This window comes from Nocardia sp. CA-107356 (assembly GCF_050946365.1).
Taxonomy (GTDB): Bacteria; Actinomycetota; Actinomycetes; order Mycobacteriales; family Mycobacteriaceae; genus Nocardia.
Genome location: NZ_CP191992.1, coordinates 4,767,875 through 4,793,983 on the forward strand (window position 1 = coordinate 4,767,875; position 26,109 = coordinate 4,793,983).

Sequence of the window (26,109 nt, forward strand, 5' to 3'; positions counted from 1 at the left end):
ATTCTCCTGTCCCTCAACCAATGTCGTGACACAAGTAGCGTTCGGGAGAACTCTCGGCGCCCTAATGAAACAGTGCTCACGCCGCGGCGGCGGGCACGGCATCCCATCAGCGATCCATCCTCCCGGTCGACTGGCGGGGGCACGATCTTTTTTCAGGACTCGAGGTCCTAGGGGACCAAACAGTGCTCACCCACCAGCCGCTACCGGCAGCGAGTCTGCCCGATCGGACTGGCCCGCTACATCTCATTAGGGGGATCCATGACCGGCACGAACCCGGTCGACCGAGGCAAGACCGGCTCGAAGATCCACGTGCTGTCCGATCGTGTGGGACTCCTACTGTCGTTGGCCGTGTCCGCGGCGAACACCAACGACGCCGACGCTCTCAAACCGTTGGTCAGAGCCATCCCCGCCATCAAGTCCCGACGCGGGCCGCGCCGCCGCAAACCCGCAAAGCTGCACGCGGACAAAGCCTACGATGCCCTTGCGGGCGATACGGGCGTCGATGCCCCGGTCACCGCCCCATCGGCGCAGCTCGGTGTGGTCGTAGGCCTTGTCGGCGTGCAGCTTTGCCGGTCGGCGTCGGCGTGGCCCGCGTCGCGACCGCACTGTCGCGATCGCCCGCACGAGCGGGCGCAGCGCTTGCGCGTCGTTGGTATTGGCTGCCGAAATACCCACGGCCAGAGGCAGTCCTACGTGGTCGGACAGCACCTGGATCTTCGAACCGGACTTGCCTCGATCGACCGGGCTCGGGCCGGTCATATCGCCCCGTTCTGAATTGGCCTGTCAGCCGCCGGGGACAAGCTCGGTGGAGGCTCGTCGGCTGTGGATGAGGAACTCACGCATCGCGGGGTTGCGTGTGCTCTTCGAGACCTGGGCGAGCAGGGCAGGTGTTTCGATGTCGTCGATCGTGGGGGCGGTGAGTCGGCCGCGGTAGCGGGCTGCCATCGAATCACTGAAGATGGCGACTGCGAGTCCACGTGTGGCGAGGTCCGCGGTAGCACCCACGGCGACGGCCTGGAGCGCGATCACGACGGGTTTGAGGTTCTGCGCGGCGCAGGCATGGTTGACTACCGTGCGCAGTCCGGTGCCGGGGCGGCATGCACAAGTGGGCGCTCAGGTCGTGCAGGGTCACCCTGGTTGTTTCGCGAGGGGCGTTCGGCTGGGACTGCCGTGACGAGTCGTTCGCTGATGATCGTCAGCTCGTGCAGTTGTTCCGGCGTGGTGGTGGCAGTTCCGACGAGAGCCAGGTCGAGGATGCCGGAGCGCACTGCGTCGATGAGCCGTTCGGAGTCGGTCACCGCGCCAACCGCTTCCGCGGCGGCGAGTGCGGTACGGGCGTATTCGAGGGCTGCCTTTCCCGCGCGGCGGTGAGCGTGGAGGCTCGCGTCGACCGGTCGAACAGCTTGGCCCCGAGTTCGCTTTCCAGCTGGGGGATCTGGGCGCTGACGCCAGATTGACTGATGTGCGCTTACTCGGCCGCACGGGTGAAGTTCTGCTTCTCGGCGACCGCGACGAAGTATTCCAGCTGCCTCAGTTCCATGACTGAAAATTCTGACGTCCATCAGATCCATCTCTTGGACTTCTTGTCAACGGGCGGCCATGCTGCGAAAGACCGAAGTTCAAAACTGTAGAACTCATGTCGGAGGACGAAAACTATGCACCCTCAAGACATCACGCGCTTGTTGTCGAACGATCGAATGGCCGGTGATGCGGCCCGGGGTCGTCGCGCTGTACGAAGAGGACGCAGTTGTGGCCTACCACCTTGGAGGCCGGACGGTCGGCCGGGAGGCGATTGGTGCGCTGCCCATCATCGACTTCGGCACGTCTACCGGGCTGCAGAGGGTCAGCCGAGTGACAGACTCTGCCCGCGCGCTGATTCTGCCGCGACAGATGTCGACGTGCGCCAACTTGGTGCTACTGGCCGGCCAGAAGCGGGCAGGGGCTCAGGGGCGAGCGGCCGCGACCAGTTCGTCGGTCGTTACCACTCGGGCGAAGCCCCCGCCATGCAGCGTGACGGCACTTGCCCGGCTCAGTTCGTCGGCCGTCAGGCGCCAGCCGTTCGGGCCGGTCAGGTCGAAGGTGTGGGTGGCGTCGAGGGCGACGAGCACGTCGTAGCTGAGGTTGCCGCCCATGCGGGCGGTGGTCTCCACGCACATGTTGGTCTGGATGCCGGTTAGTACGACCTGGGTGATGTCTGCCGCCTTGAACCAGTCGTCAAGGTCGGGGGCGCCGTAGAACGCCGAGTTCACGGACTTGGTGACGAGCAGCTCCGGCCCGTCACCCTTTCCGCGCCTCTGCTCGACGTACTCTTTGAAGTCGTTGCCCTCGTACCCGGGCCGCAGCGGCGAGCCGGGCTCGTTGGAGTCATGCCGTACGAAGACGACAGGCCGCCCTGTGTCCTGCCAGGCCGCGATCAGGGAGGCGATGTTCTCCTCGGCGGCCGGGTTGTTGCGCGGGCCCCAGAACTCCGACTCGTCGAAGCCCTTCTGCACGTCCACCACTACTAATGCCGCGTTCTGTGTGATCTCCATGCCCACGATCCTGCCGCCCCGCCGGTCTGGTTCACAGGAGGCAGAAAGACTGTGATCGATGCTTTACTGCCAGGATGACTCGACCGGCACCGGCCCACCGCATCGCCATGCTCGCCTTCCCCGGTATCCGGGCCTTCGACGTCTCGGTGATCACCGAGGTGTGGGGCGTGGACCGCACCGACCGGGGGGTGCCCGCGTTCGAGTTGCACCGGGTGGCTGCGAGCCCCGAACCGGTACTGATGCGTGGCGGGCTCGTGCTCACCCCGGACCGCACCCTCGCCTGGCTACCCCGCGCCGAGCTGATCCTGGTGCCGGGCCTGGACGACTATGTCACCCCAGCGCCCGAGCCCGTCCACGCTGCGCTGCGCCGCGCCCACGTCCAGGGCACCACCATCGCCGCGCTGTGCGGCGGAGCGTTTACGCTTGCCCAAGCGGGCCTGCTGGACGGCCGCCGGGCGCTGACCCACTGGGCATTGGCCGATCTGCTGCGGGACCGGCACCCGCGAGTGCGGGTCGAGCCGGACGCCCTGTTCATACAGGACTGTAATCTGTGGACCTCTGCCGGCACTGCCGCCGGCATCGACCTGTGTCTGCACCTGGTGCGGGCCGCACACGGCGCGGAGGTGGCCGCGACGGTTGCCCGGTCCATGGTCACTGCGCCATTCCGGACCGGCACCCAGGCCCAGTTCATCGAGCATCCGACCCCGCACGTCGATCGCGACACGGACGCGCTGGCCGAGGTGCGTGACTTTGCCCTGACACATCTCGACGAGCCGCTCACCGTGTCCGCGCTCGCCGCACGTGCCGGGATGTCGCCCCGCTCCTTCGCCCGGCACTTCGCGGCGGCCACCGGGACCACCCCGATGCGCTGGCTTCTGGACCACCGCATCGCGACGGCCCAGAAGCTCCTCGAACGTACCGACCTGCCCATGCCGGAGATCGCCCGCCGGTCCGGTTTCGGCAGCGAGGTCACCATGCGCCAGCACTTCGCATCCCGCCTGGCGACCAGCCCGCGCACCTACCGGGCGTCGTTCGCTGCACCGGACAGGCCCTGCACATAGCGGTGCAACGAAGTCTTCGGAATGCCAGTGGTGACTGTCGATGCGCCGATCTGATCGAGATAGGCGACGAACCGCGACAGCAGCCGATGGTATTCGGCCAGGTCATGACCCAGCCGGTTGCGCAGCCGCAGGTAATCGGTAGCGGCGTCGGACAGTCTGCTCATCGCGGCGCTCCCGGCCACTCGGCAGCGATGTCGAGCAGGGTGGAGATGTCGGTCTTGGCATAAATCGCGGTCGTGGCCAGATCGCGGTGACGCAGAACCTGGCTGATATCGACGAGAGGAACTCCGCGCGCAGCATTTCGGTGGCCAGCGAATGACGAAAACGGTGGGCACCGAAGCAGGGCAGGCCCGCCGGTCGCAGGCTCGGCGGGTCACGTCGCTGACCAGGTCCGCGCGGATGCCCCGCAGCGGTGCCTTGCAGGTCACGAACACCGGCCGCAGCGACTTCGCCGGCCGGGCCGTGGTGAGGTAGGTGCTCAACGCTTCCCCGACATCGACTGGCATCGGCACGGCGTCCTCTTGGGAGGCTTTGCCGCGCGGCCACCCCGCCTGACCGAGGCCCGGGGCGGCCTACCGATCGGTTCGAGTGGGTCGCCGCCGGAAGGGTGATTCGGTGAGGTCGGTTCCGGGGGGAGATTCCCGACGAGCAGCATGAGTTCGGTGTCGAGCGGGTGTGCGCGATCGATGTGGCCAAGGCGGGTACAGGCGGGGTGATGATGAGCCCGCATGATCGGAATCCACGCTCACCGTCGAGACGATCCGGCCAGCGGCATCGGCCAAAGGCTTGTTCCACGTCGGCGGGCGGCCCGCCTTATGGCATTCAAGGTCTACACCAACGACACACAAGATGGTCGTGTCCTGGAGTTCGGCGACGACGCCATGTTCGGGTTCCAAGGAGATGTTCTCATGGTCGAAAGCAGCAGTCCGGCGTAGGTGGCCCAGCGGTGGGCGCGGTAGCCCGAAGTTCACCAGCTGACCCGCGGGTATCTCCCGAGCCGGGAGCGGTTGTCGCGATCTGCGAGTCGACCTCGGTGTATTCCGGCGGGCTGTGTCCTGTGACAGCGGGTTACCGGACGGTATAGTCGTGAAGTGTTGCACCTTGCGCCGATCGCCGCGCACACCGCGACGGTGGACTGGCTGACCACCGTCCTGGCCGAGGACGCGCTCGGCGGGCCGGCCGCACTGCGCCGCACCCGGGTGCAGGCGGGCACGGGGACCGTGGTGAAACTGGTCAACCTCCCCCTCGCCTGGTCCGCGCACGGCCTCGATCGGGTGCTCGACACCGTGCGTGCCACCCCGCCCGCGCTCGCCGAGCTGCTCACCCAGGGCACCCACGTCGGCGATGTCGCCGTCAAAACCCTCACCGCGTCCCGCGACGCCGCCCTGGCCACGGCCGAGCAGGTCGCCCGCCGCGAGGGCGCCGACACCGCCGCTGATGCCCTGCGTTCGATCCGCACCGCCACCGGCGTCGGCGAACCCGCCCCGCTGCCGATCGGCGACTACGACGAGTTGAACGTCGCCCACGCCGTCGCCGCGGTCAAGGAACTGACCGAACCCACCGACATCCGAACGATCCTCGCCCACGAGGAAGCCAACAAGAACCGCCACGGCGTCGTCTCCGCCGCCCAGACCCGACTCGCGGCGATCGCCCACGACCTCGCCGGACTCAGCTGAGGTCTGCGCTGCCGCCCAACTCCCGCGCGAGCAGGCCGACCTCCACATTCAAGATTCTGAAGGCCGGGACATCGATCTGCGGCTCGTCGTCCGGAGGCGGTGGGTGGCTTCGCTCACCGGTATTCATCTGCCTTCGGGCAGAGCCGATAGACCGGGACACGACCCGCTGCTGGTGTGCCAGCCCGGCAGCCCGATATTTCAATGGTCGCAAACCCTTCGGGCTGGTCAGCGGCTCTGCAGTTTGTCGGGCCTGCGCACGGATCTGGTGCAGTTGCAGTTCCTGCTGGCTCGCGCTGCCTTGGGCGCGGGTGGCCTGGTCCTCGGCCTGCTGGGCAGCTCGGGTGGCCTGGTCAGCCTGATCCTGCAGTTTTCCTCGTCACCGTCCCGGCAAGGCAGCCGTGGACGGCGTGCTCGTGGTGGCATCGGGTATAGCCCAGGCATGCGGACACTGGTCACCACGAGCTACCACCGTGGTTGTGCCCCCAACTGGTCGTCGTCTGGGGCGCTGGCGCGGTGACGGTCTCGAACACACTGGTCTACCAGGTGCGCATTTCCGCGCCCGGGGACTTTCATCGAGTGTGGTGGCACATCCGCAACATTGGTTCGCCCGCGCAGGTCGCCGGTGCGTTCACCGAGTTGGCCGCCCGGTTGGCGCGAGATCTCGATCCACTGACGCGGTCGTGGTGTTGGTTCGACTGCCAGGTGCACCGCGGCGGCGACTGCATGCTCGAACAGGTCGCCGGGCCCGTCCACGCCCTCGACATCGCTCCCGAGCTGTGTGATCTCGCACGCCGTCTCACCGAATGGTGTGCGCGCACCGACGCGTCGCCTCACCAGCCTCACGAGCTTTGAGAGCCAATGCCTGTGGGTACCGGATTGGTCATCAGAGTCCCTCGCCCGCCGAGCACCTGCTGTGCGATCTCACGACTCGCTACGGGCGGGGCAGGCACTGTTCGCGGTCGGTGAACCGACTGCGCCGACACCGCCGCAGCCGTCGAGGAGTGCACACTGCGCCCACGCACCACGGGCAACCGGCATCGGGCTCGATAGACCGGACTCCGCCACCCTCGGCACGGACATATCGTCGACGACCAGGTCGTTTGCCGGATCACGCCGGGCGTGTCACCACACGGCTCGGCTGTTGGGCTGCGAACATGAGTGCCCATGCCCCTGGCGAAGAAGACTGCACGCTGGCGCGTCTGGCAATCCTCGCGCAACGCCCGCCCGAGCCCGCAAGCCAAGTTCGGCACAGCGCTGCAAGCCGAGATCTGGCATCGTCGCTACCCACCGGTCAGCGTCGCCCAGGCCTTGTGCACCGCCTGTGGTCACCCGATCTCCGCAGCGGACATGCGGGTGTTCGCCGGGCTGGACATTCTGTTGCGCGCCCGCGGCTGGCGCTTTATTCGGGAATGCTCCGGCCCGCAACGACTCACCTTCAGCTACCCACCCTCCGAAGTCGGACTCGACTGCCGACAACAGGGTCTGGAACCGGTCACCACGGTCGTGGTCGTCGTGGACCGCTCCCAACCGAGCGACACCGTCTCCGGTTGCCAGGTCGAAATCCTGCTCGTCGGCGCGCCGCATGGGCACGCCCACCTCACCAACCTGGCTGGCCTCACCACCCATCTCGCCGTCATCGAACCCCGTCGACCCACCGACCCGACCCCGGTGCCGTTCCTCCCGATCGGCCGCGCCCACCACGGCCAACGCGTGGACCGGACCGCACCGGTGATACACGGCGATATCCACAGCCGCAGGCACACGACCGAAACCGACGACAGCACCACCACCAGCGACGAGGAACTGGTCGACGAGCGCACCGACCTACACGATCGTCTGCCCTTCCTCGACTGCACGGCCTGCCACGCCGAGGGTGTGTTGGTCCGGATCGCCGAGCTCACCAACGGCGGCGAGTTGTGGCGCTGCAGCGACTGCGGCGACGAAGAACTCATCGACTGACCCCCACCGAACTCGACGCTGCCCGAGCACATCTCAGCCCCGGCGATCTGGAAGCGGCCGGTGCCCGGATCACCCGTGTCCTAGATCTACCGGTGGGACTGCGCACGACACCGATCGTCGAACGAGTGGTGACGGCAGCCGATCAGATGTCGGCGATGTCGGCTACCACACGCACCGCCCGCGAACTTCCCGACCGGATTAACCTGTGCACCACCTACACGGCCCAAGCCAGCAGCAACGAGTGAGGTTGCCCCCATCCAGGTCGCCGTCTTCGGGCCCCGCAACTGCACCGACACCGACACGGCGAACGCCCGCACGGTGGGCACGCTCCTCACCGAAGCGGTCGCGCCCGTGCTGTGTGGCGGCGGACGCGGCGTCATGGCCGTAGTCGCCGAAGGAGCCTCCGCTGCAGGCGGACTCGTCATCGGCGTCCGCCCCGACACCGACCCCGCCGGGACCTGCGACGGGCTATCCGCAGTCCCATACACGAATATGGGCGAGGCAAGCGTCGCGTGGATGTCGTTCGCCATCACCTTCGTGCCCGGAGCCGACGGACAGCCCGACTACCTGCTCGCCGTGGGCGCCGATGTCACCGAACTGCACGAGCGGCACGAGGAACTACACCGCCAGGCCCGACACGACCCCCTCACCGGCCTGCACAACCGCCGCCTGCTCCTGGAGAAGGTCGACGAGCTGATCGCCAACGCCCACCCCCACGATGGGGCCGGGTTCTGTTTCGCCGACCTGGACCATTTCAAAACGATCAACGACCGCTACGGCCACAACATCGGCGACAAGGCCCTCGCCGCGGTCGCGGTCCGACTATTCAACAGCGTGCGCGAGCACGGCTGCCTGATCGCCCGCATCGGCGGTGACGAGTTCATCGCTCACAGCCAGCACCGCTTGCGTCACCATCGTCGCGGACCGGTTGCCGTCGGCACTGGCCGACCCCATCACCATCGACAACCACGCCCTGCCGATATCGGCCAGCATCGGCGCCATCGTGACACCCATCCTCGGCGCCGCCAGCCTCTCCTACGCCAAAACCAACGGCAAAGGACACTGGGTCCTACACACCCTCGACGGCGCCCGCCTAACACTCGTCCGCCGGTTGCCATCCCCCGGATCGGCTGCCCCGAACCCGCGCTAGGGAACTGGTCCCACCCCTCCCCGCATCCGCTGGTGGCGTTTTCCCGCTGCTGGGTAGTCCCCGAGCGATTGAGTACCATCCGGTCGGTTCTCGGTTTGCGCTACTGCCCAACTGGGAGCCACGCGGGGTCGGAGCCGAGCCTCGTGCGCGCGTCCGGGGAAGCGCGATCGCGGCTCGGCTCCGTTGGATCCGGTGTGAGACGTATTGCCGGTTGCCGGCCCTATGGACCGGAAGGAGCTGGTAGATGTCTCGGACACGTTGCGCTGGCGCGTGTAAATCCGTGCCCGCCAATGGTTCGGAGTCATTCGTGGGTCAGCGGAAGGTCGCCAGAAGGGCGGTGGAAGGAGCACCGGGATCGTGCATTCTGGAATGTGCATCCGGCGCCGCGGAATGTGTCCCTTCGCAGAGTGCGGTGCACCGGTTCCGGCGCGGGTCGCCCAATCCGCGTCGGGCTGGCGATCCGGTGTCCGTGTGCGGCGCCGGGTGCATCCGACTGCACTCGCCACTGGCTTCAGTAGGGGGCAAAGCTCATTCAGATCGAGTTGGTGCAGGTCCGGGGGCGGGGGGTGCTCGCCTCGGCAGCGAGCGGGGCGGTCTGCTTATGCGGCCGTGGTCGTGCAGCCGGGCCGGGAAGGCTATGGCTGGTGGATTGGTTGACCACTGTGTTGGGCGAGGACGCCCTCGGCGGGCCGGCCGCGTTGGGTCGCACTCGGCTGCAGGCGGCCACCGGGACGGCAGTGACGCTGGCCAACCTTCCCGTCACCTGGTCCGGCCGCGGCCTCTGTGTCGCGACATCTCACCCGGTTGCACCAAGAGGTGTCGGCTCGTGGGCGAACGGGCGTGGTGGCCGCTGTAGATCAGCGGATGTAGTCGATGCGGACTTTGGTGACCGGGTTGTCGGTGTGGTTCGATTACTGCTTTTTCATGCGGTCGAGAGTGGTTGTCGTGGTCGGATCCGCCATGGCAGCTGGTGTGGTGGTGCTGCGTTGAGTGCCGCGTTGGCGTGACGTTGGCCGAGTTCTATTGATGCTTCGATGAATTCGGGGTCGAAGTACAGGTAGCTGAACAGGTCGCCGCGGCGTGGGCCGTCGCCGCCCAGCACGCGGCCCAGTATCTGTAGCTCTGCGTGACGCAGCGTCGAGACGATGCCGCTGCGTCGGTGGCGTTGATTGGCGAATACCTCTTCGGCGAGGTTGCCCAGGGTCGCTCGTGTGGGTGGAGTGATCGCAAGGAAGGGGATGACCTTTCGTGGCCGCCCGGTCATGGTGGTGGCGGGTTCGGTCGCCTCGGCCAGCGTGTTGATTTTGGCGAGCGTGCGCAGGTCCTCGATCATCCGGTCGACCAGCGCAGCGTCCATCAGCCGCACGGTGACGTCGTCGATGTCGGGTGGCTGGTTGTTCGTGGGTGCCGGTGGCGTGTCGTCGATGACGGGGTGGGTCGCCACGACGGCGATCGCGTCGGTGCCCAGCGCGATGGCGGGTTTGAGTGGTGCGTTGAGTCGTATTCCGCCGTCGGAATACCAGCCGGCCCACTGTGGTGGGTCGCTGATGTGCTCGGGTGGGAACACGATCGGGATCGCCGCCGAGGCGAGCACATGCTCGGCCGTGATCTCGGCGGCCACGTAATCGATCGGCCGTTCATCATCGGGCGGCGGCAGCGGTGCTGTGTCGGCGCGGTCGACGAACACCACGGTGCGGTTGTCGGCGCCGGAGGTCGCGACCACTGCCAGCGCGGCACGCCGCTCGGCGATATTGGTCCGCAGCTGATCCCAGTCGATGACGGTTCGGGCGGTGCGACGCAGGGGAGAGGTGTCGAGCAGATGGGTCAGCTGCACTCCCGGTATGCGCAGCAGTTGACCGGCGGCGTGGCCGGCCAGGCGAGGAAATCCGATGGTCGGGGACCGGAACACGTCGCAGACGGTGATCTCACGCCACACCTGCAACGCCTGCTGCGTCTGTTCGGCCGGCGGCAGGTGCGACAGGGCGGCGAAGATCGTCGCGTTGATGGCCCCGGCGCTGGTGCCGACGAACCGCACCGTTTCCGCGCCCGCGCTGTGCAGGCGCGGCACCAGCACCGAGAGCACGCCCGCCTCGTAGCCGCCGCGGGCTCCCGCGCCCGCCACGACGACACTCACTCGGCGGGGCGGGGTGCCAGACCAGTTGGTCATCAGTGACCTTCCTTCGTTGGGTGGAGGTGGGTTCACTCACCGATGTGCACCCGCCCGGGGTACGGCCAACACCGAACACACCGAACTGCTGCTGGTGTGGCCGGCCTGTCGGCCCGATATTTCAGGGTGACGCGCCATCCCGGACGCCTGCATCGCTCTGCATCGCCGACTGGCATGCGCTGTGCGCCTCCTGCCGATCCTCGTCCAAGCGCACACGCAGCAACTCGATCTCGGCCTGCACGTCCATCACGCCGGACCCCGAACCTCCGACGTCGACCGGTTACTGGTCACTGTGTCCTGTGTCGCCATACAAGCTCCTTTCCAGAAAACGAGACGGTTGCATGTTCACTGGCACGAACTCGTGATCGGCCTACTCCCCGATCCCAGCAGCCGATAGCAACTCTGTAGCAACATTAGCTGGATGGGGTTGAAACACGCCGAAATCGACGACACAACGCAGAGGTGGCGATGACGGCGAGGCCGCCCGAGACGGCGGTGTTAGTGCTGGCCCCAGGTATAGCCCAGGCATGCGGACACTTGTCGCCACGGACTGTCGCCGTGGTTGTGCCGCCGGCTGGTCGTCGTCGGGGGGCGGTCCGGCGGTGACGGCCTCGAACACGCTGGTCTATCAGGTGCGCATTCCGCGCCGGGGGACTTTCACCGTGGTGGCACATCCGTAACAGCGGTTCGCCCGGGCAGGTCGCCGCCGCGCTCACCGAGCTGGCCGCTCGGCTGTCTCGTGACCTCGATCCACTGACCCGGTCGTGGTGTTGGTTCGACTGCCCGGTGCACCGCGGCGGCGACTGCGTGATCGAACAGGTCGCCAGGCCCGTCCACGCCCTCGACATCGCACCCGAGCCCTGTGATCTGGCCTGCCGCCTCACCAAGTGGTGCGCCCGCACCGACGCGCCGCCCCACCAGCCGCACCGGCTTGGAGAGCCCAAGCGTCCGATCCGACGCTAAGGATTCCTTGAGGTCGATTCGCAATGTGCCGAAGAAGGCGATCCGCGTGCACCGCGGTGACAGTGGCAGAATACGTCGATGGGTGTGGCGGTAGCAGCTGCCCGTCCGCTGAGCATCCGGCAGGGCTTCAACCGTTGGCTTGCGGCGGCAAGAGTTGTCTGCCCGTCATCCGCCTGGCCATGGGGGTGTGGTTTCGTCCACTATCCGGTAGTAGCTGCTCGTCGGTGTTTCCAGCAGCGCCCGCAGGAAGCGGCTTCCTCGCGTCGGCCGATTCGCTCGGGTAAGTCGTAGACGGTGATGTCGCGGTCGTACCAGTGTTGCGCGACCACTCAGCCACCTCACCGATCAGCACGACCGCCTGACATTCCTCGACTGCGAGGCCTGCCAGACCCAGGGTGTGCTGGTCTGGATCGCCGAACTGACCAACGGCGGCGAGTTGTGGCGCTGCAGCGACTGCGGCGACGAAGAACTCACCGACTGAACCGACCCGCGCCAGCTGGGGCAGGTGGCTGTTCGCCAGGAGTGTAGCCTGCGGATCGGAACGTCAGCGGGGTCGGATCGTCGCCGTCAGAGCACGCTGCTGCCGAGGGACAATGCGCTGCTTCCGGCGCTGAGGAGCAGCGACAGAATCGATGGAATACTCACTTCGGACTCTCTTTCTCCTGGTCACCGCCAGGGCTTTCCTGGGCCGGTCCGGGAGGTTTCGGGCATTCGCCCCCTCGTTTGCAGACCGCTCGGCGCTAGCGTAAGCGCTCACTCCGGTTCGGCGGCGCGTTGCACTGCCCACCCCTGGCAACAACCGACACCGAGCCTTCCGGTCGGCGTACCCTCCTCTGACAACCGGTGAACCTGCGAGAAACCAACTCGCATACCGAACGCTGTGGATCCAGTGGCGGTGACAACCAGGGCGTTCATGGAGCGATAGGTGCCTACCCGAGTCATGGGCATTAGAAGTGCGATTCTGGGTCCACGCGTCATCAGTTCGCGTGTGTTACCAGGGAAATTGCGGATCCCGCCGCTATCGGATCGCCTGCACCACAATCGATCTCATAGTGGCGGGACGCTCTCGGCCGTCTCGGGGCGGTTCTCCTGGGAGAGGGGACGTTTGGGATTGCGAGGGCGCAGTTTGTGCGCATCGAAGGTGCATGCCGCACGTCGGGCGCAGCTCATGGCGGTTGCAATGCCGGTAATCTGGTCGGGGTATCGAGTCGTAGCTCGGGCCGGTATCGGGGGGATGAGGGCAACGCCACCGCACAACGACAGTCAACCGCTCCCGGATCGGGAGCGCAGCCAGCGCGAAGCGCTCACCCTCGCGGACCGGATCGCGCTGTTTGCGCAGGCTGTCGAGGCCGGTGTCGGGGTCGAGATAGCGGAACAAAAAGCACCGGTGGCCGCACTGTACGAGCGCATCGTCGGCGTCGACACCGGGCTCTGCGCACCCGACGCCGCGCTGGACGATCTGGACTCCGCCGGCCGGCTGTCACTATCCCTGCGGTTGTGTTCGGCAGCCCTGTCCGGGTTTTTCCGAGTCCCGCATGCCCGCCACACTGCTGTACGGCCCATGTACGCGAATCTGGTGTCCGCCATGGTGGCCAATTACATCTACTCCGATCTGGCGTTGGCGATCTCGCTGGTCGAGGAGGAACAGGCCCACGCCGCAACGCAATTCGGGCAGACCGACGCTCGTTCCCTCGCCGCGCGGTGCGATACCGCGTGGGTCTATACAGCATCCGGGCGCGTCGACGAGGGGCTTGCACTAGCGCACGCGGTCGCCGCGGATGCCGCATCGAGTCTGCGCTCGGACGGCCCGGATGTGCTGCGCAGCAAAGTATGTCTGGCCGTATGCCTGTCGCAGGCAGGGCAACCCGACACGGCCACCGGAATCTGTGAGCAGGTGCTCGCCGAACTACGGGCCCACGAATCCGCGCCGTTGGACATTCTGATCACCCGTCTCGCCCTGGGTCTCGCACAGCTCGCCGCCGGGCATCTGGACGCCGCCGCGGCTGTCTGCGAGCCGGCTGCTGCCGAGCTGTATCACTTTGTCCGGCGGACCGCGATGCCAGAGGAAGCGCAGCAACTGGCCATACCGGCCGCGTGTCTGCGCCGGTATTGCGGTCTCCACGCCGAGGCCCTCAGCGGCCCGCCACGCAGGCGGCTGACGGAGTCGTTGCCGATCGAAGAACTCGAGGGCATCGAGATCGAAGAACTCGAGGGCATCGAGCGGGACATCGCAGTTTTCGTCACTGAATTCGGTGTTGAAGGATTCGAAATCCAGGCCCGCGATAACCTCGCCTCCTGCTACGAGGAGCTGGGTCGCCCCGCGGACGCCGCCGCGATGTACGCGGCGGCCGCGACCCGCAGCGCTGCCGCATATGGTCCCGCGGACGATCAGACCCTGACCCTGCGGACACAGCAGATCCTGGCCGGCTGGGACGCCGAAGCCTGACTCCGACACCACTCAGTCGAGACAGAACTTGTCCCCCTCGCTGTCCCACATCACTACCCACGACACCTTGACGCCACGGGCCAGTTCGATCCGCGCGCAACTCGGCAGTACAGGGCGTTCGTGGCGTAGCTCGACGGTCGGCGTCAGCCACCAGTCAACTGGCGCAATCGGCGAAACCACGCCCCCTTGCGGTGCACCCGACAAGGTGGCGTTCCATGTCCATTCCTCGAGGTATCCGGCCTTCAGCATGTTCTGCATCAGCCGCAGGAACCGGTTGTCGTGGATCTTTTCCGCCAGAATCGCAAGGAGCACTTGATGATCCAGCGATCCGAAGCAGTCGGCGACATCGCCTTCGACGAACCAGGTTGTCCCGGTCCAGGTGTCGGCCACCTCGCTCAAAGCGGTGTGGCAGCCCCGGCCGGGCCGGAACCCGTGGGAACGGCCGGAAACTGCGGCTCGTAATAGGTTTCCAGCAGCAGCCGGATCACCTCACCGAGCAGCTTGTCCGACCAGGTCGGCAGTCCCAGCGGGCGCAGTTTCCCATTACGTTTGGGAATCCAGACCCGCCGCGCGGGGCTGAACCGGTAGCGCTCGTGGCGCACCGCATCGATGATGCGGTCGATCCGGTTCAGCGACATGCCGTCCACGGTTTCCGCGGTGGCCCCGGGCGTCATCGCACCCTTGTTGGCATAGATGCGTCCGTAGGCCACCAGATACAACTGCGGATTGAACAACTGTCGATACAACTCATCCAGCGGCAGCCCCTTGCTGCCGCGATCACTCAGGACACCCAAAACCGTTTCGGCACTCTGCATTTCGCATACCTCTCCGCCGTGGAATCTCCCGGTCACCTGTTCCCCTTCGCCCTGTAGACGGCTTTCCCGTCCTCCTTGGCCGGGCGTGACTCCGGCGACTACTACGAGAACTCCGTCGCCATGGGACTCGCGTCCTTTAGGCGATCCGCGTTCGTCTTCGTCATACGTATCGAGCGCGACGTAGGCGGCCCACTCATCTCCTTGAATGTCCTCACTGGACATCGCTCCGCATCCGGAAGGCGAGCCGGCCAAAGTGCGGGACCGGCTCGGGACACGGCGTCGGTGATCAGGCATCGTAGTGGCCGTATGGCAGTGCTGATCCGGCGGCGACGACATAGCCGCCGATCCCGCGGCTATCGATGCGCCAGCCTGCTCGTGCGATGGTGTTGCGCAGTGGCGGTTTTCGCGGTGCCCGGTAGTACAGGTGCAGCCCCGATGACGGGGTCCTCACCGTGTAGGTCGGGATCGGGAGTGGCTGATCTGCTTCGGCGGCCAATTGGGCCAGGACGTCGCGGCCGTCAGGATCGAGGGGCCACCGGGGTGCGGCGCTGCGGCCGTGGCGGGTATCGAGGTCGAGCACGTGCAAATTCGAAGGGCCGCAGGCGATCGCGATATTGTCGGCGGGTCACCGCTGCCACCACTGCAGGATCCGTTGCTGGTCGCGGGTGGCGTTGGCTTGCCACTGTTTGATCGCGGGAATCTTGCTGTCCGGGTGCAGCGGGAAGATGTGGAATCCGTGGCCCGCGTGGTCGAGGGCGGCGCTGAGTAGGTCCGGGCCTGGTGGTGCGAGGAGGGTGGTCACTGCTGCTCCTGAGGGCTTCGGCGTTGAGCTGCGATGGCGCGGGCCAGCTTCATCGCGCGCGCCGGTGACGTCGAGTTCGACTTCGGTTGCGCCGCTGTAGAGGACCCTGATCTGCCCGCGAACGCGATCCCCGGATAACTGCACGTAGGTCGCCAACCCTTTGGTGCCGCGTTCCCCGATCGGGACCTGGCCCATGACCGGCATCGCCCGCCGAGGCCCGCATGGTTGTGTTCACCAATGCTGACGGCGGTTGTTCGGGAACATCGACGGCACAGCGTTCGGCGGCGAGACGATGTTCACGAATGATGACAGCGGCGGGGTCATCCCACCTATCGCAGCAACCAACGCGCGCTCAGCGGCAATACTGCGCGTCGCCGCCCGGGTTGTTTGGTGCGGTGACAGCCGCCCGGGGCCCGGTTGTGGCACTGTCGATCACAGCGCAGGTATGTGGGCTGAGAAATGGTTCGATTCACCTTCTGATCGGGCCAGCTCGTGCCGGGTTGCCGCGGTCAGCACCGCGGCGGCGTCCGGGGTGGAACCGGCGGCGCGCCAGGCGATTACATGATCCGGGCGGACCAGCAGCGCACCGTCGTGGCTGATGCCGCACAGGTCTGCCGGGAGTTCCGTCAGGTGGTCCTGCCGCTCGCTGGGGAGCACGGCCATATCCAAGAACGCGCCCGGCGGGTCCACCTCGCGCGCGGCCAGCGCCCAAGCGCGCCCGTGGGCTCCGGTGAGCAGCAGATATCGGCCGTCGCGCACCAGGTCGAGGGTCGAGACTCCATCAGAGATCCACAGATGCGGTAACCGGGTGCCGGGCTCGCCGCGCCATCGGGCCGGTTCATCGGCCTCCGGCAGAGACGGATCCGTGCCGGGCACCTGGTATCGGTAGCCCAGCGCGACTGCCGCCTCGCTGAGCATCGGCTCCTTCTCGGGCAATGTTTCGGCGCGATCACCGAGCCGCATCAGGGCCTGCGTAACCGTCAGTCGGCCGATTGCCCGGCGTTCGGGTTCGTAGTCGTCCAGCAGCCGGGAATCGGCGATTCCCCGCAGGACCGAGACCAGTTTGCTGGTCAGGTTCCACGCGTCCTGGATGCCGGTGTTGGCGCCGAACCCGCCGGTCGGCGGGGTGACGTGGGCGGCGTCACCGAGCAGGAAGATCCGGCCCGTGCGGTAGGAGTCGGCCACCAACCCGCCCATCTGCCACGGCCGGATTCCGGTGACCGTCAACTCTGATGCTGGCAATCCCAGTGCGCGTGAAACGATTTCGCGGCATCGCTGGCCATCGAATGTCGCGGGATCGGTGACCGCGGGATCGTATTGCACCGACACCGCACCCCGATCCTGCGCGGTCGTCCACGACAAATAGGCTCGCTCGGGAAGATCGGCCCAAGCCATGGCGAGCCGTCGACCCTCCAGTACCGAGCGCAGATCGGCATCGAAGCCGATTTCCAGGATGTGCGCGACCACCTCGTTGCCGCTGCGGCCAATGCCCGAACCCGCTCGGATCGCACTGCTGTTTCCGTCCGCGGCCAGCAGATAGTCGGCCTCGATGGTGTATTGCTCGTTGTCGGCGTCGAGCACTCTGGCGATGACGTGGTTCTCGTGCTGGCGCAGGTCGAGGAAGCGGTGGCCGAAACGCAGGTCGGCACCGGCGGAACGGGCGTGTGCTCGCACGACCTCTTCCAGATCGGCCTGCTTGACGAAGGCGCTCGAACACGGCGAGATGGCGCTGAAGTCATCCGCCGCAGGCAGGCGCCAGCGCTTGCGCTCCGGCCCCGCGAGCGAGTCGACCACTGCGGCGTGATCGCTTGGCGGCAGGCCACGTTCGACGGCGTAGACGCTCTCGGCGACCCCGACCGCGCGGTATGCCTCCATGGTGCGGGGATAGAAGAGCTTGGCGCGCAACCTGGTCGACACGGTTGCGTGTTTCTCGACGAGCACGGGCGTGACACCGCGGGCAGCGAGAAACAGTGCCGCCGAGGCACCCACGATGCTTCCGCCCACTATCAGGACCTGCGCACGCGACGAGTGTGTCTGTGGATTGCCGTTCATGACACCAGTGTCTTCGGCGGGCGAGCATCAGTCCTTCCAGGAGCCGATTCTCAATCCAATCCGACATAATTCTCGATCATTACAATTGAATCCGTCCAGTACTCCGAATCCTGCAGCGCAATCCTCCGCAGTCACCGGTCGACGTGCGACCTTCTCCTGCAATGGCCGACACTCGCGCGGAACGTACGGAAATCGGCTACGAGCACGGGCTCGGTGGGCGCTCGGCTCCGTCTGATCTACGCCCTGCCGGCGTCATTGGTGAACATCTTCGAGGAGGTGTAGGAGCGACACGCCACCAGAATTCGCGAACAACTAACGTCGCAGTTCGCGGACAGAGCCGCCCGCGCGTGCTCGCGCGGGCGGGGGCCAGATCGATCGAGTGCTCGGTGGCCATCTTCTGGGCGCGGGCGAAGAACGCGTCGGCCTCATGGGGGTTGTCGGTGCCCTCGGCTTGGCGCACCATCGCACCTATTCGGGCGAGCATGTCCTGCGATGTCACCGCGACCCGCCCCCGCCACCGAACAACGCGCGATCAAGGATGAGCGCGGCGAGCAGGTCCATGGGTTGATCGGGGTTGGGGGCGGCGTCGCGGATTTTGCGGACCTTCAACAATCGGGCATTGCGCAGGTCGACCCCGATCGTGGGTGGGGTGGTGTCATTGCCGGGGGCGCAGACGATGATGTAGTCCGACAACGGCATCCGCGCCTCGTACCAGGCTTCGGCGGGCTGGCCTTCGCGTGCGGGTTCGCGAGGATCACGATCGGGCACCGTCCACACCGCGCATCGACAGGCCGGGTCGTCGCAGCGAGAGAGCCGCTCGGCCGGGTTGGGGTTGTAGCGGTGGATGCGGCCCGCCAGCATTGGGCACACACGGCGAGAGTAGTACCCGCACTGAGGGTTTATCTCGACACCTGGAACCAGGTGATGATGCGGACCTGCTCGGGTCAGATTGGAGTGCTGGTCTGGGGAGGCAGGTTAGCGTATCGAATCACCTTCGTGCGCAACTGCCGACCCTCTCAGGCCTGTTGGCCTTCGTCACTTCAGGCTAGCGGTTTCGTCACCGGCTAGTACACTCCTCCGATGGGGTGGTCGGGCACTACAACGCTCGCGCTGTTGAAACAGAACCAATACCAGTCGCCGCTGAGGTGATGGGATGCGCCTGTCGCGGGCCGGTGGCCAGAAAGATTGGCAAAGCCACTTCCCATCGAGCAATAGGCCGCCATAGGGCCAGTCCTGAAGTAGATGCCGTCGCTGAGGCGTTCCACACCGCGAATGCGATAAAGGCCGAGGCGGTCACCTTCGAACGTCCGTGGATCGACCCCGGCATTCACCTGCTGTGCCGCATCGTCGAAGGCGTGCGCCGAGAGGTGCCAGCGCACAGCCATTGGCAGGTCTGCGCTCCATAAAATGGCCGTGAGCGCGATTATCAGTGCGGGAGCAGCCAGGGGGCGGCCGAGCTCAGGTACCCGAAGCCGCCGGGATCGGACTGCCAGGATCGGGTAGACGATGACCACGCACAACACCGCAACCACTATGAATGTCCCCCCGAGGATCAACAACGGCGACAACGACATCGGCTCGGTGCTGGCCGGCGTGCTCGCCGAGACGAGTATCCCAAGGCAGGCCACGACGGTGCAGACGAGCAGAAGATGTCTGCGAAGCCGTGACCGGTATCGTCGGTTCCCCGGTCGGCTTTTCTCGGTTTGGGCCGTGCTCATGCCGGGAGCCTAGACTCCAGCCTGGGATCGTGGGTGTCGGCGTGTCGCCGCCGGTGAAAGGCTGGCACCGCGCCGTCAATGCCGAGCGAACCTTTCCTCGGCATTGACACACACACGCCTGTCGAATTTGTCTGTAATACAACCAAATTCGCCGTGGCCGTCGCGCACAGCCTCGCGGATGATCGGTGGCAGGCCGGTTTGGAGGACCCTGACGGGTGCTGGGCTTGGAGTTGCCGGACAAGAACTGCCCCGCTATTCATCGCAGTCGTTGTCGCGCGCGGGGAGATGCTCCAACTGGCTGCTGTCAGCTCCGGATTCGAGTTCGGTCAGAAGCGTTTCGAGGCGGGTGGCAATTGCGTTGTGCCGCTCAGCTTCTCGGGGCCATCTGCGGCCGGTGGCGTCCTCGGCGAGGGTGTGTTCCAGACAGTGTCGATCTTTCAGGCGGGGGGCGTATTCGGTGGTGGTGAGGAATTTGGAGCAGGTGAGGTATAGGTCGCATTCGCAGGGGCCTTCTTCGGGCAGCCGCAGGCAGTGGCCGAGTTCGAGTGCGGTCTTGTAGTAGTTGCTGTGCAGCCAGTCGATTGTGGTCTGGGAAAGTTTGTTGTTGCGGAGGGCCGCTGCGGCGGGGCCGGCGATTTGGGCGCCTGGTTGAAGTGCGTCTTTGTAGTCCTGGAACACGGTGGTGTCGGTGATGCGGGCGTAGATCAGGCACATGGTGCTGCTGGAGTGCCCGAGGATCGACATGATGGTTTGCAAGCGGGCTCCTTGTTCGGCGCGTTGGGTGCCGACGGTGTGTCGGAATCGGTGGGAGGTGACGAGTTTGGCTCCGGTGTGGTCGACGAGGCCGGTGTTGTCGCAGGCGGTGCGGAGGGCGGAGTCGAACAGCCGGTGGTCGGTCATGAGACGTCCGCGGATTTGGAAGACGTAGTGGGTTGGTTTGCCGGTGACTTCGTCGATGAGCGGTCGTTGTTTGCGGCTGCGGGTCGCGTTGATGCATTCGCGCAGTGCGTCGGCGGCTTCGGGGTGTAGGGGGACGATGCGTTCGGTGTAGGTCTTTCCGGCCGGGATTCGCAGGCGTGGATGCCCGTCGGGGTAGGTGTCGAGGCAGTCGAGTTCCAGGCGTTGGATTTCGCTGCGGCGGGGGCCGACCAGCGGGCGATCAGGTTGGCGGCGCGCTGGTAGGGATCGTTGAGCGCGTGGATTTGTTCCTCGATTGCCATGAGTTGGTCGGCGGGTAAGTAGCGTGGGATCCGTTCGACGTTCTTGGGTAGGTCGAGGTGGCTGAGTAGGGGCCGGTTGGGAATTCCGTCCCATTCCCAGGCCAGGGTTTTGCGGAGGAAGACGTTGAGCACGGAGATCGTCGCCCGGCGGGTCTCGATAGTGACCGGTGCGCCGGTGCGGTAGTGGTGGTAGTGGTGGTAGTCGGTGTTTACCCAGGTGATGAACTGTTCGAGGTGCTCGCGGGACAGGTGGGAGAAGCTGGTGACCTCGGGGTGGTGCCGGGCCAGCCACGCGGTGAAGGTGTGCAGACGTCCGTGGACGTTGCGGCGTACGCGGTCGCGGTTTGGCACGGTGCGGTCGAGGTAGCGTTCGATGTTCTGTTCCATCTCGGCCGTTGCCTTGCGCAGCTCGTGCTGCTGGGGTAGCCGGTGGGAGATGATCCGCGGCGCTTGGTCGATGATGCCGAGACTGTGGAGCACGACATGGGCGACGTGCGGGTAGGTCCGGGTCGACCGGCGCCACAAGACCCGGTCCGATTCCGTGGTCGGCGGTCGCAGTTGCTGTAGATCGGGGTGTTGCCCGACGGCGATGATTTGCTCACGTAGCTGCTCGATCCGCGCAGCGTCGATCGTCTCCCATCGGCAGTCGTTGTTGGCCAGAGCGATTCGGAGACAGGCCCACTGCAGTAACCTGCGCGCGACGTTTGGTGCGTAGCCGATCTGCTCGGCCTGCTTCGCTGGGATGTCCAGCCATCTCGGCCCGAATCCGAGAGCGACACCGCTGCGGTTCGCGAGATCGGGAAATGGGTGCACCACCAGCCACGGGTAGTCGAGTGTCAGCCGTCCGTCCATGGCCAGCGCACACATGTAGAACCGCTGCGCGACTGTTCGTTCGCGTTGATGGTGGTCGCGCCGACCGGCCAGTGCGCCAGTCGCTCGGCCAGCGGGGCATGGCACCATTCGGCGAGGTCGGGCCAGCGGGCGATGGCGTCCTTGCGGCCCAGGCGCTTATCGTTCTTGGCCTGGCTGGGGAACGGCGCCCTCGCCAGCAGTTCGTTGTATTCGCTTTCGGTGAAGTGCTGCAACCATTTCGGGCTATGCAAAGGCACTGGAGCCGTCATCGCTGGGCCTCTGGCTGTGATCGTGTGGTAGCGGAGATGTAGTCGGCGAGAACTTCACTGTCGCTGATCCGGGTATAGAGGCGGGTCGACTCGGGCGAGACATGACCGAGCCGTTTCTGCAGGGTCAGTTCTCTAATCCCGGACTCCCACATCGAGGTCGCGTGGGTGTGGCGTAGAGCGTGCGGAGTGGTCCATGGGGTCCGGATGCCGAGTCGGTCGCAGCATCGGCTGAACACGCGCCACAACGCCTGGTAACTGAGCGGTTCACCGCGTCGTGATCCGTTGCCGCCCAACAGGAACAAGTATGGGGAGCCGGTGTGCTGGGGGCGTTCGTGCATGACATAGTCGCTGACCGCGGCCAATGTCCGAGGGTCGTGGAGATCGACGACACGGTCGCTGCGGGATTTCTGACGTGCGCCCCGAGGATGATCGCTGCGGTGGCGCACGTGGACTCGGCGGCGCCCGTATTCCATGTCGTCGGGAATGCGGATCCCCAGGACTTCGCCGGGGCGTAGACCGCCGTCGAGCATCAGCAGTATCGCTGCGCGATCTCGTTTGGTGCGGAGCAGGGTCAGCAGACCGTCGATATCGTCGGCGGCCATGGGCCGCGGTAGTGCCCGGACAGTCTTGACGCGTACTGCGCGGCGCACCGGCTGCTGTCGGCTGGCACGGCCCATGAACGGGCGGTGCCGGTCGGGCACGCGCGCGAGCGCGCGGTCATCGATCTTCCGGACAGGGTTCTCCGCGGTGTATTCCTCTATGAGGATGACGAATTCGAAGAAGCTCGACACTGCCGCGAGGGTTCGGTTGATCGACGCGGGGGACCGTCGGACGCCGATTCCGTGAGCGTTGGCTGTCACCGCGGCGAGCGCCTGACGCTTTCTTGGCGTCTTCACCGGAAGGCGCACCATGTCGTCGAGAAAGTCCGCGATCACCGCCGGTCCGACAGTCGCGATGCCGAGCGGCCGTTCTGACAGGAATCGATAGAAGTGCGTCAGATCTCGGGCATACGCGACGACGGTGTTCGGTGACAACCCCCTGTTGTGTAGGTGCCGCAGGAACCTGTTGGCTAACTGATCGGTCCTCACGCGGACTTGCATGTCACTCCTCTGTATCTCGACGATTCCAGGGAGGGGATACGGGCGCATCGGCACGCGATAGTGCGCCCAAAGACGCCGGGCGCGATATCGAGATCCTGGCCGGTGAAACGCGGACGAGTCGCCCCGCGCCGATCTGCGCCGACCGGTCGAACCGGGATGGGTCGGTCACGTGCTGACTTGACTGTTACCCCGCAACCCGCCGATTCACCGCAGCGAGAGGATGGTGCCTCGAACCTTCCGAGGGCCAGTGCGCGGACGTCAAGACACATGCGTGTGGTGCCGTGTGACTCGCTTGCCGCAATGTCAGTTGTTCAGTCTCGAAACCCTTCCTGTGCGGTGGTCCTACGGGTGATATCCACGAAGTCGGGTTCGAAGTCGGGATTTGCGTTCACCGCCTCCCACAAGCGCTTTCGCCCGGCAGACGAAATCGGCAGAGCCGACGACGCATCGGGTACCGCGGAAAGGAGAGTGTCGTCATCTTCGGCGGAGCGGCGCAGCGGGCGAGGATTGGTGGTGTCGAGGGCCCGCGAAACAACGGCGGCCATTGGGCCGATCGACATGAGATCCAATGCGGTCGCGTAGTCCATACCGAGAAGGTCGGCGAGGTCGAGGGCCTCTCTGATCCCCGCCTCGGCGGCCATAATGGCGACATTGGTGACCAGTTTGTATCCCACCCCTGACCCGAATCCGCCGACGTGACGAACGTTCCCCAGAACCGAGAGCACCGCCTCGACAGTATGGAATACCTCCGGGATCGCGCCCACAAGGAAGGTGATCGATCGCGACCGGGCGTATCGGACACCGCCGACAATCGGCGCATCGACAATCTGGACATCACTCGGCGCCTTCGCCCGGATTTCATCGAGGACCGCGGGCGTCGTTGTGGATGCCACAACCACCACGGCTCCGGGCCGAACCCCGCTCAACAGTCCTTCGGGACCGAAATACGCGGCCGGAATGTCGCTCGACATCACAAGGCCGAGAACTACATCGGCGCCACTGGCGGCTTCGGCGGGTGAGGCTGCAGCGCGAGCGCCTGCCGACTCGGCTCGCAGGGTTCGTTCATTCCGGGCGTCGAAAGCGGCCACCTCATTGCCGACGGACACCAGGTGTGGAACAATCTCTGCGCCCATATCGCCGACGCCGATCACCCCGATCTTTACCATTCGAACCGCCTCTCAGCGCTCGACTGCCCGAATGTTGCCGTCCAATCAAAGTTTACCAACCGACTACAGCGCGTACCGATCGGTGAGTCGCTGCAGAATTTGTTCGGGCGACATCATCCGCATCCGCGCAGCCGCCAACTCGATAGCGAGCGGCAACCCGTCCAGCCGGGCGCAGATACGGGCCAAGGCTGCCTTGTTGTCCTGCGACAATGCGAAGCCCTGCACCACCGCCGCCGCGCGGTCGGCGAACAATGTCACCGCGTCATATTTGGGTAGCCCCCGCATGGACGGCTCGTGGTGCGGATCGGGCACAGAAAGCGGTGACACGCGCAGCACTGCTTCCCCGGCGATATTCAGCGGCTCGCGGCTGGTGATCAGGATCCGCAGATCAGGACAGGCTCGCAACCACGTCTCGACCAGCTCCGCCACCGCCTCCACCAGCTGCTCGCAGTTGTCCAACACCAGCAGCGACTCCCGCGAGGACAGGAACTCGACAACAGCCTCGTGTAACGGTCGCGTCGACTCGTTTCGCAAACCCAGGGTGGCCGCCACTACATCGACCAGCAGCGCCGGGTCCGATACGTCGGCTAACTCGACGAACCACACCCTGTCGGCCAAGCCGTGCATCGTCGCCGCGACCCGCGCTCCGAGCCGTGTCTTTCCGACTCCGCCGATGCCGGTCAACGTCACCAACCGCGATGAGGCCAGCAGATTCTTCACCTCCGACACCTCGGTGCGGCGGTCGATGAAGCTGGTCAACTGCAACGGCAGAGCGCCGCCACCGCGAACCGCCCCCACTGAAGGCGGACGCCACTCTTGCGGGGGTTGCGTTCGGTCTTGGTGCTCCGGGACCGGTTCGGTATGCAGCGCCATCTCGTCTACTGCAAAACCGAGGCGGCGCTGCACCTGCCGGATCGCTTGCCCCAGCTCCGCCCCCGACCGTCGCTCGCCGGGATCTCGGCTCATCGCTGATGCCACCACTGCGGATACGTCTTCGGCGGTGCCGCTCTCGCGCAGGTCCGGTATCGGCTGGGTGGTGATCCGCAAAAACTGGGTTACTACATTTTCCCCGCTGCGTCGTTCGAAGGCGGCATGCCCGGTCAAGGCGCAGAACAGGGTGGCACCCAGCCCGTAGACATCCGCGGCCGGAGTGGGGACCTCGCCCTCGAGTACTTCCGGTGCCGTGAACGCCGGGGATCCGGTCAGGGTGCCCGCGTCCGTCTGGAACCCGCCCGTGATGCGCGCGATCCCGAAGTCGGTCAACGCCGGCTCGCCATAGTCGGTGAGCAGAATGTTTCCCGGCTTCACCTCCCGATGCACGATGCCCAGACGATGCGCGCTCTCCAGGGCACCGGCGATCTTCACCCCGATCCACAACACGGTCCCCGCCGGCAGTGGACCCTGCGCCCGGATCCGGGCATCGAGGGAATCCAGTGGGTGGTACGGCATCACCAGGTAGGGGCGCCCGCTCGCGGTGGCACCTGTCTGTAGCACCGTGACGATGTTCGGATGCCCGGTCAGCCGCCCCAGCCGATCTACTCGGGCACAGTTTTGCGTTCATCGTCAATCTCGCTCCACGGGTGCTGATGGGGGAGGAATCACAGGGAATGATGCTGACCATCGAAAGCGAGCCGCCCGCCCTGCTGCCCGTCGCGCCGGAGATCGCGCCGGGGTCGCGGTTGCTGTAGGCGTCGTTGGGCGCCGATCGCGGGGCTGTTGGGGGAGTTGGGTGATGCGTTGTGTTGTTGGTAGAGCCGCAGGTCCCGGAGGGCCTGGGCTTGTTGGTGTCGAAGTGGTTCGGTTTCGATGTTGTCGGCGTATCTGACTTCGGAGACGACGTCGAGGTCGTTGTCTTCTCTGCGGCGTCGGTCGTCGCGTTAGTGAGCCGGTGGGATGTCGTCTGGGTTCGGGTTGGGCATGCTGCCAGTTAGATTGCGCGGGGGCTACAGGATGCGTAGTTGGTGTCTCGGGCCAGGTTCTGTCAGCTGGGCAGTAGGGCATGCTGTGGCTGAGCTTCATACCGCCGCCGCGGCCGTTCGCAAAATCTGGGGTGGCACTTTGGGTTCCAGCATTGACAGCGGCGCGTCGGTTGCTGATGACGGGGCCTCTGGTCCATACCTCAGTGGGACCTCATACCGTCTAGCAAACGCTCGAAATCCGAG

General features: G+C 65.9%; 23 protein-coding genes and 8 pseudogenes. 13 read left to right on the forward strand and 18 right to left on the reverse strand.

Annotated features, from left to right (window positions below; all coding sequences use genetic code 11):
• Positions 1-249: 249 nt before the first annotated feature.
• A pseudogene (locus tag ACQP1G_RS21475) lies at positions 250-477 on the forward strand (transposase); the annotation flags it as partial.
• Here ACQP1G_RS21475 and ACQP1G_RS21480 read toward each other — a convergent pair.
• The 3 genes and pseudogenes from ACQP1G_RS21480 to ACQP1G_RS21490 form a co-directional block, all read right to left on the reverse strand.
• Positions 475-765, reverse strand: a pseudogene (locus ACQP1G_RS21480) (transposase); the annotation flags it as partial. The pseudogenes ACQP1G_RS21475 and ACQP1G_RS21480 overlap by 3 nt on opposite strands.
• Before the next feature lie 18 nt (positions 766-783).
• Positions 784-1,540: pseudogene (locus ACQP1G_RS21485) on the reverse strand (LysR family transcriptional regulator).
• A gap of 403 nt (positions 1,541-1,943) precedes the next feature.
• The gene (locus ACQP1G_RS21490) at positions 1,944-2,531 is read right to left on the reverse strand and encodes a cysteine hydrolase family protein (protein ID WP_433207190.1); all 588 of its coding nucleotides are present in this window, start codon (positions 2,529-2,531) and stop codon (positions 1,944-1,946) included.
• Positions 2,532-2,605: 74 nt separating this feature from the next.
• Between ACQP1G_RS21490 and ACQP1G_RS21495 the strand changes: the two genes are divergently transcribed.
• A complete protein-coding gene (locus ACQP1G_RS21495; RefSeq protein WP_433207193.1) occupies positions 2,606-3,592 on the forward strand; it encodes a GlxA family transcriptional regulator in 987 nt (328 codons plus the stop codon).
• Here ACQP1G_RS21495 and ACQP1G_RS21500 read toward each other — a convergent pair.
• A complete protein-coding gene (locus ACQP1G_RS21500; protein WP_433207196.1) occupies positions 3,550-3,756 on the reverse strand; it encodes a hypothetical protein in 207 nt (68 codons plus the stop codon). The genes ACQP1G_RS21495 and ACQP1G_RS21500 overlap by 43 nt on opposite strands.
• A gap of 564 nt (positions 3,757-4,320) precedes the next feature.
• Between ACQP1G_RS21500 and ACQP1G_RS21505 the strand changes: the two genes are divergently transcribed.
• The 8 genes and pseudogenes from ACQP1G_RS21505 to ACQP1G_RS21540 all read left to right on the forward strand — a co-directional run.
• Positions 4,321-4,527 carry a hypothetical protein gene (locus ACQP1G_RS21505; protein ID WP_433207198.1) on the forward strand — a complete coding sequence of 69 codons (207 nt, stop codon included), beginning with the start codon at positions 4,321-4,323 and terminating at the stop codon, positions 4,525-4,527.
• Between the two features lie 135 nt (positions 4,528-4,662).
• Positions 4,663-5,268, forward strand: a pseudogene (locus tag ACQP1G_RS21510) (ferritin-like domain-containing protein); the annotation flags it as partial.
• Between the two features lie 103 nt (positions 5,269-5,371).
• Positions 5,372-5,785 (forward strand): hypothetical protein, encoded by a 414-nt coding sequence (locus tag ACQP1G_RS21515; protein WP_433207201.1) that lies wholly within the window; start codon positions 5,372-5,374, stop codon positions 5,783-5,785.
• The gene (locus tag ACQP1G_RS21520; RefSeq protein ID WP_433207203.1) at positions 5,782-6,120 is read left to right on the forward strand and encodes a hypothetical protein; all 339 of its coding nucleotides are present in this window, start codon (positions 5,782-5,784) and stop codon (positions 6,118-6,120) included. Before ACQP1G_RS21515 ends, ACQP1G_RS21520 begins: the two co-directional genes overlap by 4 nt.
• A 312-nt stretch (positions 6,121-6,432) precedes the next feature.
• Entirely contained in the window at positions 6,433-7,227 is a 795-nt protein-coding gene (locus tag ACQP1G_RS21525; protein ID WP_433207206.1) for a hypothetical protein, read from the forward strand.
• Entirely contained in the window at positions 7,185-7,472 is a 288-nt protein-coding gene (locus ACQP1G_RS21530) for a hypothetical protein (RefSeq protein ID WP_433207209.1), read from the forward strand. The genes ACQP1G_RS21525 and ACQP1G_RS21530 overlap by 43 nt, the downstream gene beginning before the upstream one ends.
• Before the next feature lie 10 nt (positions 7,473-7,482).
• Positions 7,483-8,895: a diguanylate cyclase domain-containing protein gene (locus tag ACQP1G_RS21535; protein WP_433208705.1), complete on the forward strand. Its 1,413-nt coding sequence runs from the start codon at positions 7,483-7,485 to the stop codon at positions 8,893-8,895.
• 126 nt (positions 8,896-9,021) lie between these two features.
• Positions 9,022-9,159, forward strand: a pseudogene (locus ACQP1G_RS21540) (ferritin-like domain-containing protein); the annotation flags it as partial.
• 140 nt (positions 9,160-9,299) lie between these two features.
• Here the strand turns inward: ACQP1G_RS21540 and ACQP1G_RS21545 are convergent.
• Entirely contained in the window at positions 9,300-10,544 is a 1,245-nt protein-coding gene (locus tag ACQP1G_RS21545) for a patatin-like phospholipase family protein (protein WP_433192251.1), read from the reverse strand.
• A 121-nt stretch (positions 10,545-10,665) separates the two neighbouring features.
• Positions 10,666-10,794, reverse strand: coding sequence for a hypothetical protein (locus ACQP1G_RS21550; protein ID WP_433207212.1), 129 nt, complete (start codon positions 10,792-10,794; stop codon positions 10,666-10,668).
• A gap of 1,947 nt (positions 10,795-12,741) precedes the next feature.
• On the opposite strand from ACQP1G_RS21550, the gene ACQP1G_RS21555 reads away from it, so the two are divergent.
• Complete coding sequence (locus ACQP1G_RS21555) at positions 12,742-13,953, forward strand: hypothetical protein (protein WP_433207215.1); 1,212 nt, start codon at positions 12,742-12,744, stop codon at positions 13,951-13,953.
• 12 nt (positions 13,954-13,965) lie between these two features.
• Here the strand turns inward: ACQP1G_RS21555 and ACQP1G_RS21560 are convergent, their stop codons facing one another.
• The 8 genes and pseudogenes from ACQP1G_RS21560 to ACQP1G_RS21595 all read right to left on the reverse strand — a co-directional run bounded on the left by ACQP1G_RS21560 (position 13,966) and on the right by ACQP1G_RS21595 (position 20,654).
• Entirely contained in the window at positions 13,966-14,352 is a 387-nt protein-coding gene (locus tag ACQP1G_RS21560) for a hypothetical protein (protein ID WP_433207218.1), read from the reverse strand.
• On the reverse strand, positions 14,349-14,990 hold the full coding sequence (locus ACQP1G_RS21565; protein WP_433207221.1) for a hypothetical protein: 642 nt from the start codon (positions 14,988-14,990) through the stop codon (positions 14,349-14,351). Before ACQP1G_RS21565 ends, ACQP1G_RS21560 begins: the two co-directional genes overlap by 4 nt.
• Positions 14,991-15,054: 64 nt before the next feature.
• Positions 15,055-15,774: pseudogene (locus ACQP1G_RS21570) on the reverse strand (bifunctional DNA primase/polymerase).
• Between the two features lie 228 nt (positions 15,775-16,002).
• Complete coding sequence (locus ACQP1G_RS21575; RefSeq protein ID WP_433207224.1) at positions 16,003-17,622, reverse strand: FAD-dependent monooxygenase; 1,620 nt, start codon at positions 17,620-17,622, stop codon at positions 16,003-16,005.
• Between the two features lie 337 nt (positions 17,623-17,959).
• Positions 17,960-18,121, reverse strand: a pseudogene (locus tag ACQP1G_RS21580) (DUF2786 domain-containing protein); the annotation flags it as partial.
• Complete coding sequence (locus tag ACQP1G_RS21585; protein WP_433207227.1) at positions 18,118-18,492, reverse strand: hypothetical protein; 375 nt, start codon at positions 18,490-18,492, stop codon at positions 18,118-18,120. The gene ACQP1G_RS21585 and the pseudogene ACQP1G_RS21580, both read right to left, overlap by 4 nt.
• A gap of 194 nt (positions 18,493-18,686) precedes the next feature.
• Complete coding sequence (locus tag ACQP1G_RS21590) at positions 18,687-19,340, reverse strand: hypothetical protein (protein ID WP_433207230.1); 654 nt, start codon at positions 19,338-19,340, stop codon at positions 18,687-18,689.
• 252 nt (positions 19,341-19,592) lie between these two features.
• Positions 19,593-20,654: a tyrosine-type recombinase/integrase gene (locus ACQP1G_RS21595; RefSeq protein WP_433207233.1), complete on the reverse strand. Its 1,062-nt coding sequence runs from the start codon at positions 20,652-20,654 to the stop codon at positions 19,593-19,595.
• Between the two features lie 101 nt (positions 20,655-20,755).
• On the opposite strand from ACQP1G_RS21595, the gene ACQP1G_RS21600 reads away from it, so the two are divergent.
• Positions 20,756-20,986 (forward strand): hypothetical protein, encoded by a 231-nt coding sequence (locus ACQP1G_RS21600; protein ID WP_433207236.1) that lies wholly within the window; start codon positions 20,756-20,758, stop codon positions 20,984-20,986.
• 410 nt (positions 20,987-21,396) lie between these two features.
• On the opposite strand, the gene ACQP1G_RS21605 is transcribed toward ACQP1G_RS21600, so the two are convergent.
• The 4 genes and pseudogenes from ACQP1G_RS21605 to ACQP1G_RS21620 all read right to left on the reverse strand — a co-directional run.
• On the reverse strand, positions 21,397-21,681 hold the full coding sequence (locus tag ACQP1G_RS21605; protein ID WP_433207239.1) for a hypothetical protein: 285 nt from the start codon (positions 21,679-21,681) through the stop codon (positions 21,397-21,399).
• The gene (locus ACQP1G_RS21610) at positions 21,678-22,715 is read right to left on the reverse strand and encodes a tyrosine-type recombinase/integrase (protein ID WP_433207242.1); all 1,038 of its coding nucleotides are present in this window, start codon (positions 22,713-22,715) and stop codon (positions 21,678-21,680) included. Before ACQP1G_RS21610 ends, ACQP1G_RS21605 begins: the two co-directional genes overlap by 4 nt.
• Before the next feature lie 377 nt (positions 22,716-23,092).
• Positions 23,093-23,947, reverse strand: a complete 855-nt coding sequence (locus tag ACQP1G_RS21615; protein WP_433207245.1) for an NAD(P)-dependent oxidoreductase — start codon at positions 23,945-23,947, stop codon at positions 23,093-23,095.
• A gap of 66 nt (positions 23,948-24,013) precedes the next feature.
• Positions 24,014-25,477: pseudogene (locus ACQP1G_RS21620) on the reverse strand (protein kinase domain-containing protein); the annotation flags it as partial.
• Positions 25,478-25,506: 29 nt separating this feature from the next.
• Between ACQP1G_RS21620 and ACQP1G_RS21625 the strand changes: the two are divergent.
• Positions 25,507-25,635 carry a hypothetical protein gene (locus ACQP1G_RS21625; protein WP_433208707.1) on the forward strand — a complete coding sequence of 43 codons (129 nt, stop codon included), beginning with the start codon at positions 25,507-25,509 and terminating at the stop codon, positions 25,633-25,635.
• Positions 25,636-26,109: the final 474 nt, after the last annotated feature.